This window comes from Pseudomonas fluorescens, assembly GCF_902497625.1.
Taxonomy (GTDB): domain Bacteria; phylum Pseudomonadota; class Gammaproteobacteria; order Pseudomonadales; family Pseudomonadaceae; genus Aquipseudomonas; species Aquipseudomonas fluorescens_BQ.
The window spans coordinates 45,931-59,370 of record NZ_CABVGX010000017.1; the positions used below are offsets into that span (position 1 = coordinate 45,931).

General features: G+C 53.8%; 18 protein-coding genes. 7 read left to right on the forward strand and 11 right to left on the reverse strand.

The genetic code is table 11. The annotated features are described in order from the left end of the window. Positions 1-13: 13 nt before the first annotated feature. Complete coding sequence (locus F8N12_RS12490; RefSeq protein ID WP_008046395.1) at positions 14-355, reverse strand: hypothetical protein; 342 nt, start codon at positions 353-355, stop codon at positions 14-16. A gap of 426 nt (positions 356-781) precedes the next feature. Between F8N12_RS12490 and F8N12_RS12495 the strand changes: the two genes are divergently transcribed. Continuing rightward, a complete protein-coding gene (locus F8N12_RS12495; protein WP_150580695.1) occupies positions 782-1,339 on the forward strand; it encodes an arsinothricin resistance N-acetyltransferase ArsN1 family B in 558 nt (185 codons plus the stop codon). Here F8N12_RS12495 and F8N12_RS12500 read toward each other — a convergent pair. Genes F8N12_RS12500 through F8N12_RS12535 form a run of 8 tightly spaced genes read right to left on the reverse strand, consistent with a single transcriptional unit; the run spans position 1,320 to position 7,392 of the window. Next, positions 1,320-2,507 carry an MFS transporter gene (locus F8N12_RS12500; RefSeq protein WP_224787700.1) on the reverse strand — a complete coding sequence of 396 codons (1,188 nt, stop codon included), beginning with the start codon at positions 2,505-2,507 and terminating at the stop codon, positions 1,320-1,322. The two genes, F8N12_RS12495 and F8N12_RS12500, sit on opposite strands and share 20 nt — an antisense overlap. Continuing rightward, on the reverse strand, positions 2,507-3,580 hold the full coding sequence (locus tag F8N12_RS12505; RefSeq protein ID WP_150580696.1) for an ArsO family NAD(P)H-dependent flavin-containing monooxygenase: 1,074 nt from the start codon (positions 3,578-3,580) through the stop codon (positions 2,507-2,509). Before F8N12_RS12505 ends, F8N12_RS12500 begins: the two co-directional genes overlap by 1 nt. A gap of 37 nt (positions 3,581-3,617) precedes the next feature. Further along, a complete protein-coding gene (gene arsC, locus F8N12_RS12510) occupies positions 3,618-4,040 on the reverse strand; it encodes an arsenate reductase (glutaredoxin) (protein WP_150580697.1) in 423 nt (140 codons plus the stop codon). A 20-nt stretch (positions 4,041-4,060) separates the two neighbouring features. Beyond that, positions 4,061-4,774, reverse strand: coding sequence for an arsenical resistance protein ArsH (arsH, locus tag F8N12_RS12515; protein ID WP_150580698.1), 714 nt, complete (start codon positions 4,772-4,774; stop codon positions 4,061-4,063). 47 nt (positions 4,775-4,821) lie between these two features. Further along, complete coding sequence (locus F8N12_RS12520) at positions 4,822-5,292, reverse strand: arsenate reductase ArsC (RefSeq protein WP_150580699.1); 471 nt, start codon at positions 5,290-5,292, stop codon at positions 4,822-4,824. Positions 5,293-5,308: 16 nt separating this feature from the next. Further along, positions 5,309-6,592 (reverse strand): arsenic transporter, encoded by a 1,284-nt coding sequence (locus F8N12_RS12525; protein WP_150580700.1) that lies wholly within the window; start codon positions 6,590-6,592, stop codon positions 5,309-5,311. A 24-nt stretch (positions 6,593-6,616) separates the two neighbouring features. Further along, positions 6,617-6,973 carry a metalloregulator ArsR/SmtB family transcription factor gene (locus F8N12_RS12530; protein WP_032894886.1) on the reverse strand — a complete coding sequence of 119 codons (357 nt, stop codon included), beginning with the start codon at positions 6,971-6,973 and terminating at the stop codon, positions 6,617-6,619. Next, positions 6,970-7,392, reverse strand: coding sequence for an arsenate reductase ArsC (locus F8N12_RS12535; RefSeq protein WP_083375579.1), 423 nt, complete (start codon positions 7,390-7,392; stop codon positions 6,970-6,972). The genes F8N12_RS12530 and F8N12_RS12535 overlap by 4 nt, the downstream gene beginning before the upstream one ends. Positions 7,393-7,536: 144 nt before the next feature. On the opposite strand from F8N12_RS12535, the gene arsN2 reads away from it, so the two are divergent. From arsN2 to F8N12_RS12560, 5 genes are all read left to right on the forward strand, one after another. Beyond that, a complete protein-coding gene (arsN2, locus tag F8N12_RS12540) occupies positions 7,537-7,986 on the forward strand; it encodes an arsenic resistance N-acetyltransferase ArsN2 (protein WP_224787702.1) in 450 nt (149 codons plus the stop codon). A 72-nt stretch (positions 7,987-8,058) separates the two neighbouring features. Next, a complete protein-coding gene (locus F8N12_RS12545) occupies positions 8,059-8,427 on the forward strand; it encodes a hypothetical protein (RefSeq protein ID WP_086792951.1) in 369 nt (122 codons plus the stop codon). A gap of 61 nt (positions 8,428-8,488) precedes the next feature. Further along, a complete protein-coding gene (locus F8N12_RS12550) occupies positions 8,489-9,661 on the forward strand; it encodes a DUF3800 domain-containing protein (RefSeq protein ID WP_003395053.1) in 1,173 nt (390 codons plus the stop codon). Further along, positions 9,654-10,169, forward strand: coding sequence for a hypothetical protein (locus tag F8N12_RS12555; RefSeq protein WP_150580702.1), 516 nt, complete (start codon positions 9,654-9,656; stop codon positions 10,167-10,169). The genes F8N12_RS12550 and F8N12_RS12555 overlap by 8 nt, the downstream gene beginning before the upstream one ends. Before the next feature lie 423 nt (positions 10,170-10,592). Further along, positions 10,593-11,345, forward strand: coding sequence for a hypothetical protein (locus tag F8N12_RS12560; protein ID WP_150580703.1), 753 nt, complete (start codon positions 10,593-10,595; stop codon positions 11,343-11,345). 269 nt (positions 11,346-11,614) lie between these two features. Here F8N12_RS12560 and F8N12_RS12565 read toward each other — a convergent pair whose 3' ends face one another. Together F8N12_RS12565 and F8N12_RS27615 are read right to left on the reverse strand one after the other, a co-directional pair. Beyond that, on the reverse strand, positions 11,615-12,436 hold the full coding sequence (locus tag F8N12_RS12565) for a hypothetical protein (protein WP_150580704.1): 822 nt from the start codon (positions 12,434-12,436) through the stop codon (positions 11,615-11,617). A 314-nt stretch (positions 12,437-12,750) separates the two neighbouring features. Further along, positions 12,751-12,900 (reverse strand): hypothetical protein, encoded by a 150-nt coding sequence (locus tag F8N12_RS27615; protein WP_191623159.1) that lies wholly within the window; start codon positions 12,898-12,900, stop codon positions 12,751-12,753. A 226-nt stretch (positions 12,901-13,126) separates the two neighbouring features. On the opposite strand from F8N12_RS27615, the gene F8N12_RS12570 reads away from it, so the two are divergent. Continuing rightward, positions 13,127-13,381, forward strand: coding sequence for a hypothetical protein (locus F8N12_RS12570; RefSeq protein ID WP_025857582.1), 255 nt, complete (start codon positions 13,127-13,129; stop codon positions 13,379-13,381). The last annotated feature ends 59 nt before the right edge of the window (positions 13,382-13,440 follow it).

Genomic DNA, 13,440 nt, shown 5'->3' on the forward strand with positions numbered 1-13,440 from the left:
TGTTGGACAGGAATCAAACGCGAGGCGGTCGCCATACCCCGGATGGGGTTTGTACGGGCAGGGAATCGCTGAAGAAGGAAACCACTACGGGGCTGAATACGGTTACAGGAGGCTTGAGGATCGAAACTTGCAGCATGCCGCCCGTCTTGCATTCCTGGCCCGGCTTGCAGGGTTTGCCATGCTCCGTCGGGCTTTTCATGTCGTTACAGCAGTCCATTCCCATGTCGTCCATCATCGCCATGCCCATCGTCTTCATTGGGCAAGGTTCTGTTGGCGCCTGAACACCCGCCATCCCGCTAAGGGGAAGCGCCAGGCTAATCACGAAAATGAGGCAAAACCGCAGGTAGCGTTTCATAGTGATGGAGTGTAGCCGCCCGAAACGGCGCTAACAATGAATGGAGCACATACCTCAAGCTTCCGAAAGACAGCTTTCCGAAAAGCGCCGAACACGCGTGATATAACGGTTTCAGTATTAAGCCAACATTACCTTGCCAGCCAGCTGCCTGACGTCGCGCAGCCAATGTTCGGGATTACAAGAACCCTTGCGGAGGCTTTTTTTGTACTTGATCTGGGCTTCTCAGAGTTTGCTCACCAAGGCTTCGCCCGATTTCGGTCTTGCTCCTCGCTTAGCGAGATTTCGGCTGACGGATTTCTGCTCGACGCCCAGAGCGCGACGGCGCAATTGGGGTTCGAGCACGGTGGCCTCACATCTCGAATAGGCTAGTGGTCAAAATGGGTTTAAAACAGCTAACGTTCGATTTTCAATTCAGGGACGACCTACATGGCTTTGAAAATCCGTACGGCGGCAGTAGCAGATGCAGAAGCCATCCAGCGCATTTATGCCCCCATAGTTTCGAACACGGCGATCTCATTCGAAGAAACCCCGCCAAGCGTTGAGGAGATTGCTCAGCGGATAGCGACGACACTTCAGACATATCCCTACCTTGTGGCTGAAGAAGGTGGTGAGATCAAGGGATATGCATACGCAAGCCAGCATCGTGCACGTGCAGCCTACCGATGGGCTGTTGACGTGACGGTGTACATAGCTGAATCAGCTCGCCGCCAGGGTGTTGGCCGCGAACTCTACGAGACTCTACTTCCAATACTTGAGAAACAGCGGTTTCGCGCCGCTTACGCTGGAATTGCACAGCCCAATGAAGGCAGCGTGGGCCTGCACGAGTCGCTAGGATTCACCCATATAGGGACGTATCCAGAGGTAGGCTTCAAGCTTGGGAAATGGCACGACGTCGGCTATTGGCGGCTCGGGCTGTGCCAGGCAACCCCTCCACTGGAACCTATTCTCTTCCCCCAGGTTGAAATCAAGCCAGTGATGGGGTGAAGGCTCGTAGTTTGGTGAATGCGACTAAAGCGCCGATGCCCAATATCCCGGCCATGATCCAAATTAGCCAGTTTGGGCCAAGCTGCACCAGGATGTATGCGCATGCCATGGGCGCTACCGCTTGTGCAACCAACACTGGGCGAGCGATCAGGCCAAGGTGGATGCCTAGGTTGGTGCTGCCCAACAGTGTAAGTGGGACTGTTCCTCTGGCGATGGTCATGATCCCATTTCCACCGCCGAAGGTAATCACTGCGATAAGGGACACCATCACCATCCCCGGCCCCAAGGCCAAGAGTCCGACGATGCAAGCCAGAATCCCTAGCCTTGCTATCCATACCGGATGAGCGCTGCGGCCAAACGCATATTCCAAAAGTCGAGCGACAACTTGAGACGGCCCCATCAGCGCTCCGAGTGTTACTGCCATGGCGGCGGAAATTTCATGGCTACGCAGGAGCGCTATTAGATTGACCGCCAAAGCTGACATCACGAACGCATGTAATGTGAACAGCAAGGCGATCCACGCCAAGCGTGGATCAGCAGGCGCGTACGATGCATTGGCGATCTTAGCGGACTCAGTTGCTCGCGGCGTAGGCAATGGAACCGTTAGCAGGTGAAGGGGCAAACCTACAGCAAGATGGATTAAGGCGAGCACCCTGCAGGTGGTTTGCCATCCATGGCTCGCATCCATCGACGCCAGGAAAGGCCAAGCGACCGTGCTTGCGAAGCCCGCTATGAGTGTCAGTCCGGTCATCGAGCCTCTCGCCCTTGCCCCCATCAGTCGGCCCAATGTCGCGAATCCAGCGTCATACAGGCCTGCGGCCATGCCCAAACCCAAAACTGTCCATGCGATGTAGTAGACGAACAGCCCTGATGCGAAAGACATGGTGATTAAACCAAGGGCCAGCAGAAGCGAACTGCTGGCGAGCACCCATTTTCCGCCATGCTTATCAATAGTCCTGCCGACTACAGGTGCGCATATTCCAGCGACAAGCAGAGACCACGATAAGGCGCCCACTACAGCGGGAACGGATGTATTTAGTGAGTGCGAAACGGGTTCAGCTAGAACTGCCGGCAGATAAAACGTGGAGCCCCACGCAAGAATTTGGTTACAACCCATTGAGCCAATCAGGGTCGCATGCTGCCTTGTCGTCGGGGCTGCGGTAGACATCAGTCCAACTCAGCGAGATAGCTTTGCACTTGCTTGACTACATCTCGAGCGGTGCGGGTTACTCCGATCAATGTCGCGGAGGCGAGCCCCGTCCAATCGCCGTAACCTACTAGCCACAGATTGGGTGAAGCAACACTCCGGTTTTCGTCCACAGCCACTTTGCCATCCTGGCCTACAATGCCCAGGTTGTTTAGGTGGTCGAGCGCTGGAGAAAACCCAGTGCACCAGATGACGACATCCACCGCTGTTTCGTCTCCTGATGACCAAACAACGCCTGTTGAAGTGAAGTGCGTGAATGGCCGTACTGCGCTCAATACACCGCGTTCACGAGCGTCCTTCACCGATGGCACCATTACGATATCGCCCAGCCCCCCAGCGGGTTGTTCAGGCTCCACACCTTCCTGTTGCGCCTTCAATCGAGCAGTAGCTCGTTCGAACAGGACGCGCCCATCAACCTCATCAGGTAGAAACTTTGGGGCCTCTTGAGTTACCCAGGTTGCCTGAGTCACTTTAGAAACCTCGGCGTAAATCTGGGCTCCCGAGTTGCCACCACCCACGACAAGGACGGTTTTCCCCTCAAACTCATTCGGCCCAACGTAATGAGCGGAATGAAGCTGCTGCCCTACGAACAACTCCTGTCCGGCATAGCTCGGTGTAAATGGGCGGCTCCAGGTGCCTGTTGCACTGATAACCGCCTTGGCATCCCAGTTTCTATCCCCGGAGACAACCCGTAATCCTTCTTCGATTTTTTCGACACGGGTCACCCTGGTGGATCGGATGATGGGGAAGTCATATCGACGCTCGTACAGAGTCAGATAGTCGATAACATCATCACGGTGAGGCGTTTCTTCTGATACGGCAGGCATCGGCCAGCCCGCAATCGAGCTCCATGCCGATGGAGAGAAGAGTCGCAGCGAGTCCCAGCCATGCCGCCAGGCTCCTCCTGGTGCCGACTCCGCATCGAGCAGCACATAAGACAAGCCTGACCGCTTCAAAAAATAGGCGACTGTCAGCGCGGATTGACCACCGCCAATGACCACAACATCAATTTTCGAATTCTGACTCACCAGCATCCTCCAGGCTCAATCGCGGCACCTCACTGTCGTCGTATCAGACTCTGCGACCGTGCTCATCAATGACCACTTGGCCGTCCTCTTTGACGAAACTCCCACGCTGCTCTTGCGGTAACAAATCGAGCACAGCTTCTGACGGACGACACAAACGCGTCCCCAAAGGCGTCACGACGATGGGGCGATTGATCAGGATAGGGTGAGCCATCATGGCATCGATGAGCTGTTCGTTCGCCAGCGATGCATCGCCCAATCCCAGCTCTTCGTACGGTGTGCCTTTGATACGCAAAAGAGCCCGCACCCCGATACCCATATCCTCAATGAGTCTGACAAGTGTGGTGCGATCAGGCGGGTTCTTCAGGTACTCGATAACCGTCGGTTCTTCCCCGCTGTTACGGATCAACTCCAAGGTGTTGCGAGAGGTGCCGCATTCGGGGTTGTGGTAAATCGTGATCTGGCTCATATCGCTTCCTCGTGCTGACGTTAGATGGAGCGCTGGTTGACGCGCTTGGAAAGCTCTTCGGCGGACTCTTTACGCTCGGAGTACCGATCAACCAAATAATCCTGGCGATCCCGCAACAGCAGCGTGAACTTCATCAACTCCTCCATCACGTCCACCAGTCGGTCGTAGTACGAGGACGGTTTCATACGGCCTGCTTCATCGAACTCGGTGAACGCCTTGGCCACGGAAGACTGGTTAGGGATGGTAAACATCCGCATCCACCGTCCAAGTACCCGCAGTTGGTTAACCACGTTGAAGGATTGGGAGCCGCCACAGACCTGCATCACAGCAAGGGTTTTGCCTTGCGTAGGTCGTACAGCGCCAATCGCCAGCGGAACCCAGTCAATTTGGGCTTTGAATACTGCACTCATGGAGCCGTGACGCTCAGGGGAGCACCACACCTGTCCCTCAGACCATTGCATCAGCTCGCGCAGCTCAGCGACCTTGGGATGTGTATCGGGAGCGTCATCCGGAAGCGGCAGACCCGATGGGTCAAAGATCTTGGTTTCAGCACCAAACTCATTCAGCAGGCGTGCCGCCTCTTGCGTGACTAACCGGCTGAAAGAGCGCTCTCGCGTCGATCCGTACAAAAGCAGAATTCGAGGCTTATGGAGTGACGGTGTACGCGGCTCCAGTTGCTCCAACGACGGAATGTCGATCAGGTCGGTGTGTACGTTCGGCAATGTATCTTGCATATAAACTCCTACCACGGCGCCGGCTAGGACGCCGCCTCGGTTGATCTTTAAAGCGAACCGATGCGGTTCAGTTCAGCTTTCAGTTGGTCAGGGCTCATGGTCTTGAGCGGCAGTGCAAGAAACGCACTCACGCGTTCGTGAATTTTGGCCAGTGTGGCTTCAAACGCTGCGGTGATCTCGGCTTCCGACCCGCTAGCCTCAGACGGGTCGGCCAGCCCCCAATGCGCCTTCAAAGCTGGCCCAAAGAAGATTGGGCATGCTTCACCCGCTGCGCGGTCGCAGACAGTGATCACGATGTCTGGAGGCGAGCCCTCAAAAGCATCCGAAGCCTTGCTGCTCAAGCCCACCGTGGAAATACCCGCCGCCTCCAGCGTTTGCAATGCCCGTTGATTCACCCGGCCACTGGGAAAGCTTCCTGAACTGACGGCTTCTACACCCTTGGGCGCCAAGTGGTTGAAAAGCGCCTCGGACAGAATGCTGCGGCAGCTGTTGTGGGTGCACATGAACAAGACTTTCATCAGACGATTCCTTGATTCAGAAACTGAGGCGCAGTGCCAGGGCGGACAATGTGGCGACGAGGATGGGCACGGTCAGCACGATCCCGGTCTTGAAGTAGTAACCCCAACTGATCGTTATGTTTTTCCGGGCTAGCACGTGCAGCCACAGCAGAGTGGCTAAGCTCCCAATTGGGGTGATCTTCGGGCCCAGGTCACAGCCGATGATGTTGGCGTAAACCATCGCTTGCTGGACTACACCATCGACTTCGGCGGCATGAATGGATAAGGCGCCTACCAGAACGGTGGGCATGTTGTTCATGATCGATGACAGCAACGCTGTTAGCAGCCCTGTACCTAGGGACGCGCCCCAAACGCCGTAACCGGCGAACACGTTCAGGATTTGCGCGATGTGGTCGGTCAGGCCGGCGTTCTTCAGGCCATAAACAACCAGGTACATACCCAAAGAAAAAATCACCACCTGCCATGGCGCCTCTTTGAGCACCTTGCTTGTGTTGATGGCGTGACCACGAGCCGCGATGACGTAAAGAATGAATGCACAGATCGCTGCAATGGCGCTGATTGGCACCCCCAATGGCTCAATGACAAAGAAGCCGATCAGTAGTAGTGCCAACACCCACCAGCCGGCTACAAAAGTGGCCCGGTCGTGGATTGCTTCGTCCGGATTGTCCAGTTGGTTGAGGTCATAGATCTTTGGTAAATCTTTGCGGAAAAACCACAGCAGCATGGCTAACGTCGCCGCCACGCTGACGATGTTTACCGGCACCATGATCGAGGCATATTCGTTGAAGCCGATATCGAAGTAGTCGGCAGAGACGATGTTGACCAGGTTGGAAACCACCAGCGGTAAGCTCGCCGTATCCGCGATAAAACCGGCTGCCATGACGAATGCCAACGTAGCAGCAGGAGAAAAACGCAACGCCAGCAACATCGCGATCACAATGGGTGTGAGGATCAATGCTGCTCCGTCATTGGCGAACAGGGCCGACACAGCTGCGCCCAGCAGGACGATAAATGCGAACAGCTTGCGGGTGCTCCCGCCTCCCCATCGGGCCACATGCAGCGCAGGCCACTTGAAAAAACCTGCCTCATCAAGCAGCAGACTAATGATGATGACCGCGATGAAAGTCCCAGTGGCATTCCAGACAATGCGCCAAACCTCTGGTATGTCGGCAAGGGTAACGACACCTGCCAGCAACGCCACGATGGCACCGAACATCGCACTCCAGCCAACCCCAAGCCCCTTGGGCTGCCAGATGACAAGGACGATGGTGGCGATAAAGATCAATATGGCAATCAGCATTTCATTAATCCGGTTGGGCGTGAATCAGCTACACACGGCTTGGTTGATCGGACGGTCGTTCATGCCGCAGAGGCGCTTAGCCTCGGTTTCCAGCCATTGCTGATTGGCGTCTACCACTTCCTTCAAAACTGCAGTCACCCACGCGGGCAAATCAGGATTCAGTCGGTAGTACACCCATTGGCCTTGGCGACGATCCAACAACAAACCGGCAGAGCGCAGCAGCGCCAAATGACGAGAAATCTTCGGCTGACTCAGGTCGAGTGCTGCAGTTAGCTCGCATACACACAGCTCACCTTCACTCACGACAAGCAGCGAAATTTTTGCTCGGGTGTCATCCGCCAGGCACTTGAATAAGGTGGTGGGGTTCAAGGGTTCTGTCATAGATCCTCCAGGTGTTTGGTCTTGACCAAAACGAAGAGCTTGATGCGCTCGTGGATGTCGTGGAGCGTGTGGCGAAATGCGCCAGGATCATCGCTGGTTACTGGGTCAGGAAAATCCCAGGCAATGACTTCACCTGCGTTGGGCATTGGTAGGCACTCGCTTGCGGATTTATCACAAAGAGTGATTACGTAATCGAATCGATCAGCTTGAAACTCGCTGATGGACTTGCTGCGCAGGCCCGTTGCATCGACTCCAACCGCCTCCAATGCTTGAGTCGTGCGCAGATCAACCTCAGACGGTTCAGATCCTGCGCTGAAGGCCTCGAAGCGCGGGTCGGTGTGCCGCAGCAAAGCCTCTGCAAGCAGAGAGCGGGCTGAGTTGGCAACGCACACGAAAAGCACTTTGATAGCAGGGCTCATGGTGGAACTCGATGCATATGGAAAATCGAATATACGCTTTGGCGAATATTCGGTAAAGCGAATATGATGTCTGCTGTTTCGGCATGTGCCCTTACGCTCCATGCGTATCGGCATAACGGAGATGAGAGGATGGAGGGGGATATGATGATCCAGGCAACGGAAATAGCCGGAGGGCAGTCGCAGCGCTTTCGCGATGCGCTGAAATTTGCTGACCTTCCAGCAGACGATATTGATCTTCCAGGCCGAACCTTTTTTGAGTTCACACGGGATGGTGAGACTGTTGGATGGGGAGGGTTTGAAACGCATGGGACAGATGGATTGCTGCGCTCCATGGTCGTAGAGCCGGCATACAGATCGAAAGGGGTTGGGGCTGAAGTGCTTCGAGTCATTGAAGCAATAGCTGCCGAGCAGGGAATCGCTCGATTTCATTTGCTGACAACAACTGCATCAGGCTTTTTTGAACAGCAGGGCTATGCAGTCAATCAACGAGATTCTGCGCCGCCTCTAATTTCTCAGACGGAGCAGTTCAGGGGGCTTTGCCCTGGCTCGGCTTGCTACATGTGCAAGGCCTTATCTGCGAATGCACGAAAGTAGCTGATCACCTGGGTGATGGCTTTTAGCCCCGATGCCAGCTAGATTTGGAGCTTTCTACGATCAAGGAAGGATATGAAAAAGCTCATCGCAGTAATGGGGATCTGCGTCGCACTTGGCGGTTGCGCTACGTCCCACTACACCGCAGGACGAGACTTTCCGTCGGCCAGTGTAGCGAGCATCACCAAAGGCAAAACCACCACTTCTGAGTTGAAATCTCTATTCGGTGAGCCCTACGCCAAGAGTGCTGTCAGCGAGACTGACGAAAAGTGGATCTACACCTACACCAATGGCTCAGCCCATGCCCAAAGCTACGTGGTCACCATGAAGGTGACGACTACGGGCACTCAGAAGACCCTCGACGTCTTGATCCGAAATGACGTGGTCATCAACTACACGTTCAGCGAAGGCCCCGCTCCAGGCACTACCACTGCGACGAACTAAGTTCGCCACCTTGTCATTGGGCGACCCGCCGCGCTCAGTACGTTGTTGATGGAGCAAGCTCATGGACAGAACATATGCCTTCGTGGATGAGTCCGGGAATTCCGACCTAGATACGTCAAAGGGTGGAAGCTCGGGCTTCTTCATCGTCTGCTCCATTCTAGTGGCAGAGAAAGACCTGGAGGCTGCTTATGCCCAAGCTGAAGCACTCCGCGAGCGGCATTTTCAAACGGGCGAGATCAAATCCAGCAATCTTAAGCCCAAGGATTCAGATCGCCGTGCCCGGATCCTAAACGAGCTAGCCGATCTGCCATTCAGGCTCTATTTCACCGTCGTTGATAAGTCCCAAATTCGCAAAGACGGTGGCCTTCGTTTCAAGACCTCATTCATAAAATATGTGAATGGGTTGCTCTATGAACGTTTGTTCCGCGCATACCCAGACCTCCAGATGATCGTAGACGAGCATGGTGGCCAGGAATTTCAGGAGAGCCTCAAAAGCTACGTTTCAGAACGGTTCGTCGATGACCTATTTGGCGATAAAGATGCCTTCCAGACGATGGCCAGTAAGGACAACGTCTTGGTTCAGGTTGCAGATTTTTTTGCTGGCTCAGTCGCTCAGATCTACGAAGAGAAAGCATCGGAAGAAGCAGTTCTTGCCTACAAAAAGATTCTACGAAGCCTGACCCTTGGAATGCTTGAGTGGCCATCCAAGTACCAGTCTCTTCTGCCGCCGCCGGCGGATGAATCTGGGTATGCAGACTACCAGGTACACCAAGAAGCTCTCCGCCAGGCTGACCTTTTTAGCGAACGGGCTGGTGAGCACCCTAATGAGGATGAGCGCCTGCAGCTGAGCATCTTGCGGTTCCTGAGATTCCAAAGCGAATTCGTCACCAAAGACTACGTGCCAACCGCAGAAATAGTCGGCCACCTAAAAGATAGCGGCTTCGGAGATATCAACGACCAGAGGATCCGCTCCAGCGGCATCGCCAAGCTTCGCGATTCGGACGTGATTATCACAAGCGCGGCCAAAGGCTACAAAATTCCTCAGACACGGGCTGACATCAACGAGTTTCTGGAAAGGGCGTCAGGCATAGTCGTCCCTCTGCTGGAACGTGTCAAAAAGGCTCGAGAGGTGTATCGGCTGAGTAGTCGAGGAGAATATGACATCGTGACTGCAGCCAACCTGACTGAGCTTGCCAAGCTGCTCACTGCGCTCGAGGCGTTTGCAGATGACTGAACTCAGTCATGGCAACGAACCTCAGCAGGCTGTATTGATCCAGGATGAAATCCTAGAGATCTTGAAAGAGGCCAAGGTGCTCGCGCGTAGATTCTATCGCCTGACCGGCAAGCCGCTGGGCGTGACAGGCGAGATCGCAGAGTACGAAGCTGCCACTAGACTCGGCCTGTTACTACATCCTGTAAGGCAGGCAGGTTACGACGCTACAGAGACGCTGGAAGTTGGCGTCGCGAGAATCCAGATCAAGGGGCGCTGTATCCTGAACCCGCAAAAGATTACGGGCCGTATGGGTGCAATTGATCTACGACAACCCTTTGATACTGTGCTCTTGGTACTGCTTGATTCTGAGTTCAACGCATTTGCAATGTACGAAGCAAGTCGTGCCAAGGTAGAGGCAGCGCTGACCGTGCCAGGGTCGAAAGCCAGAAATGAACGTGGTGCGTTGGCTATTAGGCAATTCATGTCGATAGCTACGTTGCGCTGGGCTCGTCATGAGCCTAGCGACTAAGAGTATTAACCGCCGTCTGGACGCCGAGCGCTGTGGATATGCCCCGTGTGACGAGCCAGGCAAATGTCCCTAATACGGCACATTAACCACAATTTTTAGGCTTAATGACCCTATGTGGGCACATTAAGCTGAGCGACGGAATGCAGCCTACGATGAGAGGAAGGCTTCACATCCCTCACCAGCTGCGACCTGCACCATGACTGCTCAGGTGGCATCTCACCTAACCAAACAACACCAGACCGAAGCCTGATTTCAAGGTGCGCGGTTAGATAGCTCGCATCCAATCCAATGTGCTTCGGGAAACGGGATGCTCTTGATCAATCATCTCCGGTTGCCAGCTACGGATAACTTTGGGAGCCCAGGAGGGCCGGTTACTGACTGCTTTTTTTGCTAGCATCTGGTTCTCAAGTTTGGAGGGATCTGATGCAAATGCAAGGTGATTGGGAAGTGTTGCTCAACGGCGACCCGCAGGAGATCAGGCAGCTTTGCACATGGGGGCACAGCATCAATTACTTCAGGCTCTGGGGGGGAGTAGATGACTGGAACGATTGCCCTAACGACGACTTCCGATTTAATTCAAATCTGTTCGAGGGTCAAACTCAGGAAGGAGTCTGGCAGATCACCTATGAGCTTTTGAGTCTTTTCAATGGTGCATCGACGCTGTTGGAGCGCGAACCATACAAGCTGAGTATCTACAAGATCCTGCTTGAGGGGGGCGAGCTCACTAGGCAAGAAAAAAGGAACATTCCGGGGATGCTTACCAAGCCTGCTGTCTCCAGCCAAGCTTGGGCCGATGATCTCAGGAAGGCTCTTGGCACATCACAGAAAATCAGCCTTATGATGCTGGCCGCTGAGCATGAGGATATTTACCTCTTCCTCAAATTTCTCGACCAAGACAGCAGTTGGATCACCTACTACAAGATACTGGACACTCTTGAGACATGGGAAAGGCGGAAGGGTCTAAAGGCTTTTAGAAGCAAGCGAAAAGAGAAGAAATTCACCTGTTCAGCCAACAATTTCAGTTTGAACGGGTTCGATGCTAGGCACGGCTTTCAAGAAATGATGCAACAGCCCGCGCAGGTATCAATGACGATTGATGAAGGCCATCAGTTCATCACGGGTCTTGTCAAAGACTACCTTCAGCAAGCTCATCCCCAGTTCGTAAAGTTTAAATGACTCAGAAAGCCGGTCTACCGGGCCGGTTTCTTGTTACGACGTGAAGCGTCGATGGTGTCTCCCGTGGACAGGATCGAAGCGCTCCCACACCCTTCAACGCATGGGCAGAATCTGCCGCGTGGAACGCTCACGAAAGGTCGATCACCATCTGCTGGCTGTCGGCCAGAAGATAGGTAAATCCGGTCAAGAGGAGCCATTTTTTGTGAGCAGAAATATGAGTGGGATTGTTTTGAATGGCCAGCTTTCAGCTGGCCACCACCTCATTGATCTCAGAACTCGTGCTCAACATCATCGAAGAAGTTTGGGTCTAGCTCGTACTCCAGAGAGCCGAATCGCGCAAGCAGGTCTGCCCTCAGCTCGCCTTCAGCTTCCGGTTCGAGATTGATCCAGTAGCTATATACGAGCCCGTCATCCGATTCGTTAGTGGTGATCTCTGCTCCGGACAAAAGCTCGGCGTCATCGACAGATATCCCCAGCTCAATAGCAAGCGCTTGAGCCATGGACATCCGGTTACTACTCCGGGCTTCTTCCACGGTTGCCCAATACTCCTGCTCAGATCTGCGGTCGCGGTCAGCATCAGATTCACCGCTGGAGATGACCACGCCTTTCTCAACAAGCAGCCATATACCATCACGGCGTAGCAATTCGACCGTGGCTTTGAGATAGAACGCTGCACCGTGATACATCCTTTCCTGATCTTGCTGCCCCTGGTAGGTCAGGGAAACCTCTAAAGAAAGCTTCCCGGTTGCGTCGCTGTAGTCAGCGGTTTCAACTTCAAGAGCATCAATAGTGAATCCACTCGCATTGGTATCCGCAATCGCGCCGGAGAGCTGATCCTCCAATTCTAGATCCAGGTTGGCGTAGACATCATCTTCATGGATCGCTTGGGAAAAGTCTTTGATCCCAAAAACGGCCAACATCAGACGCGGATCCTTGAGGTTCCGTTGGGCGACGACAGAAAACTCATGGTAATCAGCGAAGCCCGCTTTTTGCACAAGGGTTTCTTGAGCGACAGAAAGCTTCAGGCCCTGATCACGAGCAAGCTGTTTAGCTTGGGATTTAAAGATGTTTAGCGGGGAAAAATCAGACATGGCAATGGTTCCTAAATCTACGACGCTTAGGTGTCCGATTGCCTGTTCACCGGGCAGCGTCTGGTTAGGGACATGCCGATGTAAAACTGAAGGGTGTCACAGATGGGCTATTGCTTCGCGAAACAGGCGCCAGGCGACCATCACCGCCTAGTGGGATCATAGGTCAACGAGCCCAACTCGACAACTCGAAAGATGCTAAATTTCCTAGGTGGCGTTAATACGAGCGACACTTAAATTTGACGCTTTATATAGTCAAAAATACGACTTAGACGAAAAACAACTCTTGCAACAAATAACAGTTGTCGCCGGTTTGTTTATTCTGATAAATACTGAATCTGTTGGGTGCTACCACCCAAGTGCTCTTTAAATATGACTGAAATTTGGGCTTGCGGTTTTTGACCGGGAAACTGGTCGCCTTGGTGTTCGCCTTGGCTTTCTTCGCCGCGCAGGTTGGTGCTGCCCATCGCTCCTCAGTGCTTAGCGCCTAGGGCAATCCCAAAGGTGATCCAAGGGTTTGTCTCTGATCGTTTGATGCGTTGAGGCGAAATGTGATGCGGCGGTAATGCGGCGGACGGCTTATCAAGGGACTTGATAAGCAGAACTGTGGTTTGTAGTGGCATCTTCAGCGTTCCTTTCGGCCCGGAATGCTTGGCGGCGGGGCAATTTCGCCTGTCGTTGGGAACATCAGTCATGGTTAATTTAAAGAACCTAGCGCGCCGCAAGGCGCGTCAGTCTATGCACAACAGTGAAGATGCTCGTGTCATCGAGATAGCTCCATCTCAAGAACCTAAAGCGAGTCGGATTGCGTGGGTAAAGGCGAAGGCAGTAACCCTGCTCAAGTGGATCGCACGTATTCGTCTATGCATCTGGTTATGGGAAAAGGCTGTTGAGGGCTGGGATTTTGTCGAGACAGTGGTGATTCCATTTATTGAGAACCTCCCATGACACAACAAACCACATCATTCGAATTCAGAGGGGCCGGTTCTTCGGGGCCGGCCCATCAA

What these genes read in the sequence shown, in the direction of transcription:
- F8N12_RS12490 (WP_008046395.1), bottom strand. Translation starts at nt 355, where the DNA reads ATGAAACGCTACCTGCGGTTTTGCCTCATTTTCGTGATTAGCCTGGCG.
- F8N12_RS12495 (WP_150580695.1), top strand. Translation starts at nt 782, where the DNA reads ATGGCTTTGAAAATCCGTACGGCGGCAGTAGCAGATGCAGAAGCCATC.
- F8N12_RS12500 (WP_224787700.1), bottom strand. Translation starts at nt 2,507, where the DNA reads ATGTCTACCGCAGCCCCGACGACAAGGCAGCATGCGACCCTGATTGGC.
- F8N12_RS12505 (WP_150580696.1), bottom strand. Translation starts at nt 3,580, where the DNA reads ATGCTGGTGAGTCAGAATTCGAAAATTGATGTTGTGGTCATTGGCGGT.
- arsC (WP_150580697.1), bottom strand. Translation starts at nt 4,040, where the DNA reads ATGAGCCAGATCACGATTTACCACAACCCCGAATGCGGCACCTCTCGC.
- arsH (WP_150580698.1), bottom strand. Translation starts at nt 4,774, where the DNA reads ATGCAAGATACATTGCCGAACGTACACACCGACCTGATCGACATTCCG.
- F8N12_RS12520 (WP_150580699.1), bottom strand. Translation starts at nt 5,292, where the DNA reads ATGAAAGTCTTGTTCATGTGCACCCACAACAGCTGCCGCAGCATTCTG.
- F8N12_RS12525 (WP_150580700.1), bottom strand. Translation starts at nt 6,592, where the DNA reads ATGCTGATTGCCATATTGATCTTTATCGCCACCATCGTCCTTGTCATC.
- F8N12_RS12530 (WP_032894886.1), bottom strand. Translation starts at nt 6,973, where the DNA reads ATGACAGAACCCTTGAACCCCACCACCTTATTCAAGTGCCTGGCGGAT.
- F8N12_RS12535 (WP_083375579.1), bottom strand. Translation starts at nt 7,392, where the DNA reads ATGAGCCCTGCTATCAAAGTGCTTTTCGTGTGCGTTGCCAACTCAGCC.
- arsN2 (WP_224787702.1), top strand. Translation starts at nt 7,537, where the DNA reads ATGATCCAGGCAACGGAAATAGCCGGAGGGCAGTCGCAGCGCTTTCGC.
- F8N12_RS12545 (WP_086792951.1), top strand. Translation starts at nt 8,059, where the DNA reads ATGAAAAAGCTCATCGCAGTAATGGGGATCTGCGTCGCACTTGGCGGT.
- F8N12_RS12550 (WP_003395053.1), top strand. Translation starts at nt 8,489, where the DNA reads ATGGACAGAACATATGCCTTCGTGGATGAGTCCGGGAATTCCGACCTA.
- F8N12_RS12555 (WP_150580702.1), top strand. Translation starts at nt 9,654, where the DNA reads ATGACTGAACTCAGTCATGGCAACGAACCTCAGCAGGCTGTATTGATC.
- F8N12_RS12560 (WP_150580703.1), top strand. Translation starts at nt 10,593, where the DNA reads ATGCAAATGCAAGGTGATTGGGAAGTGTTGCTCAACGGCGACCCGCAG.
- F8N12_RS12565 (WP_150580704.1), bottom strand. Translation starts at nt 12,436, where the DNA reads ATGTCTGATTTTTCCCCGCTAAACATCTTTAAATCCCAAGCTAAACAG.
- F8N12_RS27615 (WP_191623159.1), bottom strand. Translation starts at nt 12,900, where the DNA reads ATGGGCAGCACCAACCTGCGCGGCGAAGAAAGCCAAGGCGAACACCAA.
- F8N12_RS12570 (WP_025857582.1), top strand. Translation starts at nt 13,127, where the DNA reads ATGGTTAATTTAAAGAACCTAGCGCGCCGCAAGGCGCGTCAGTCTATG.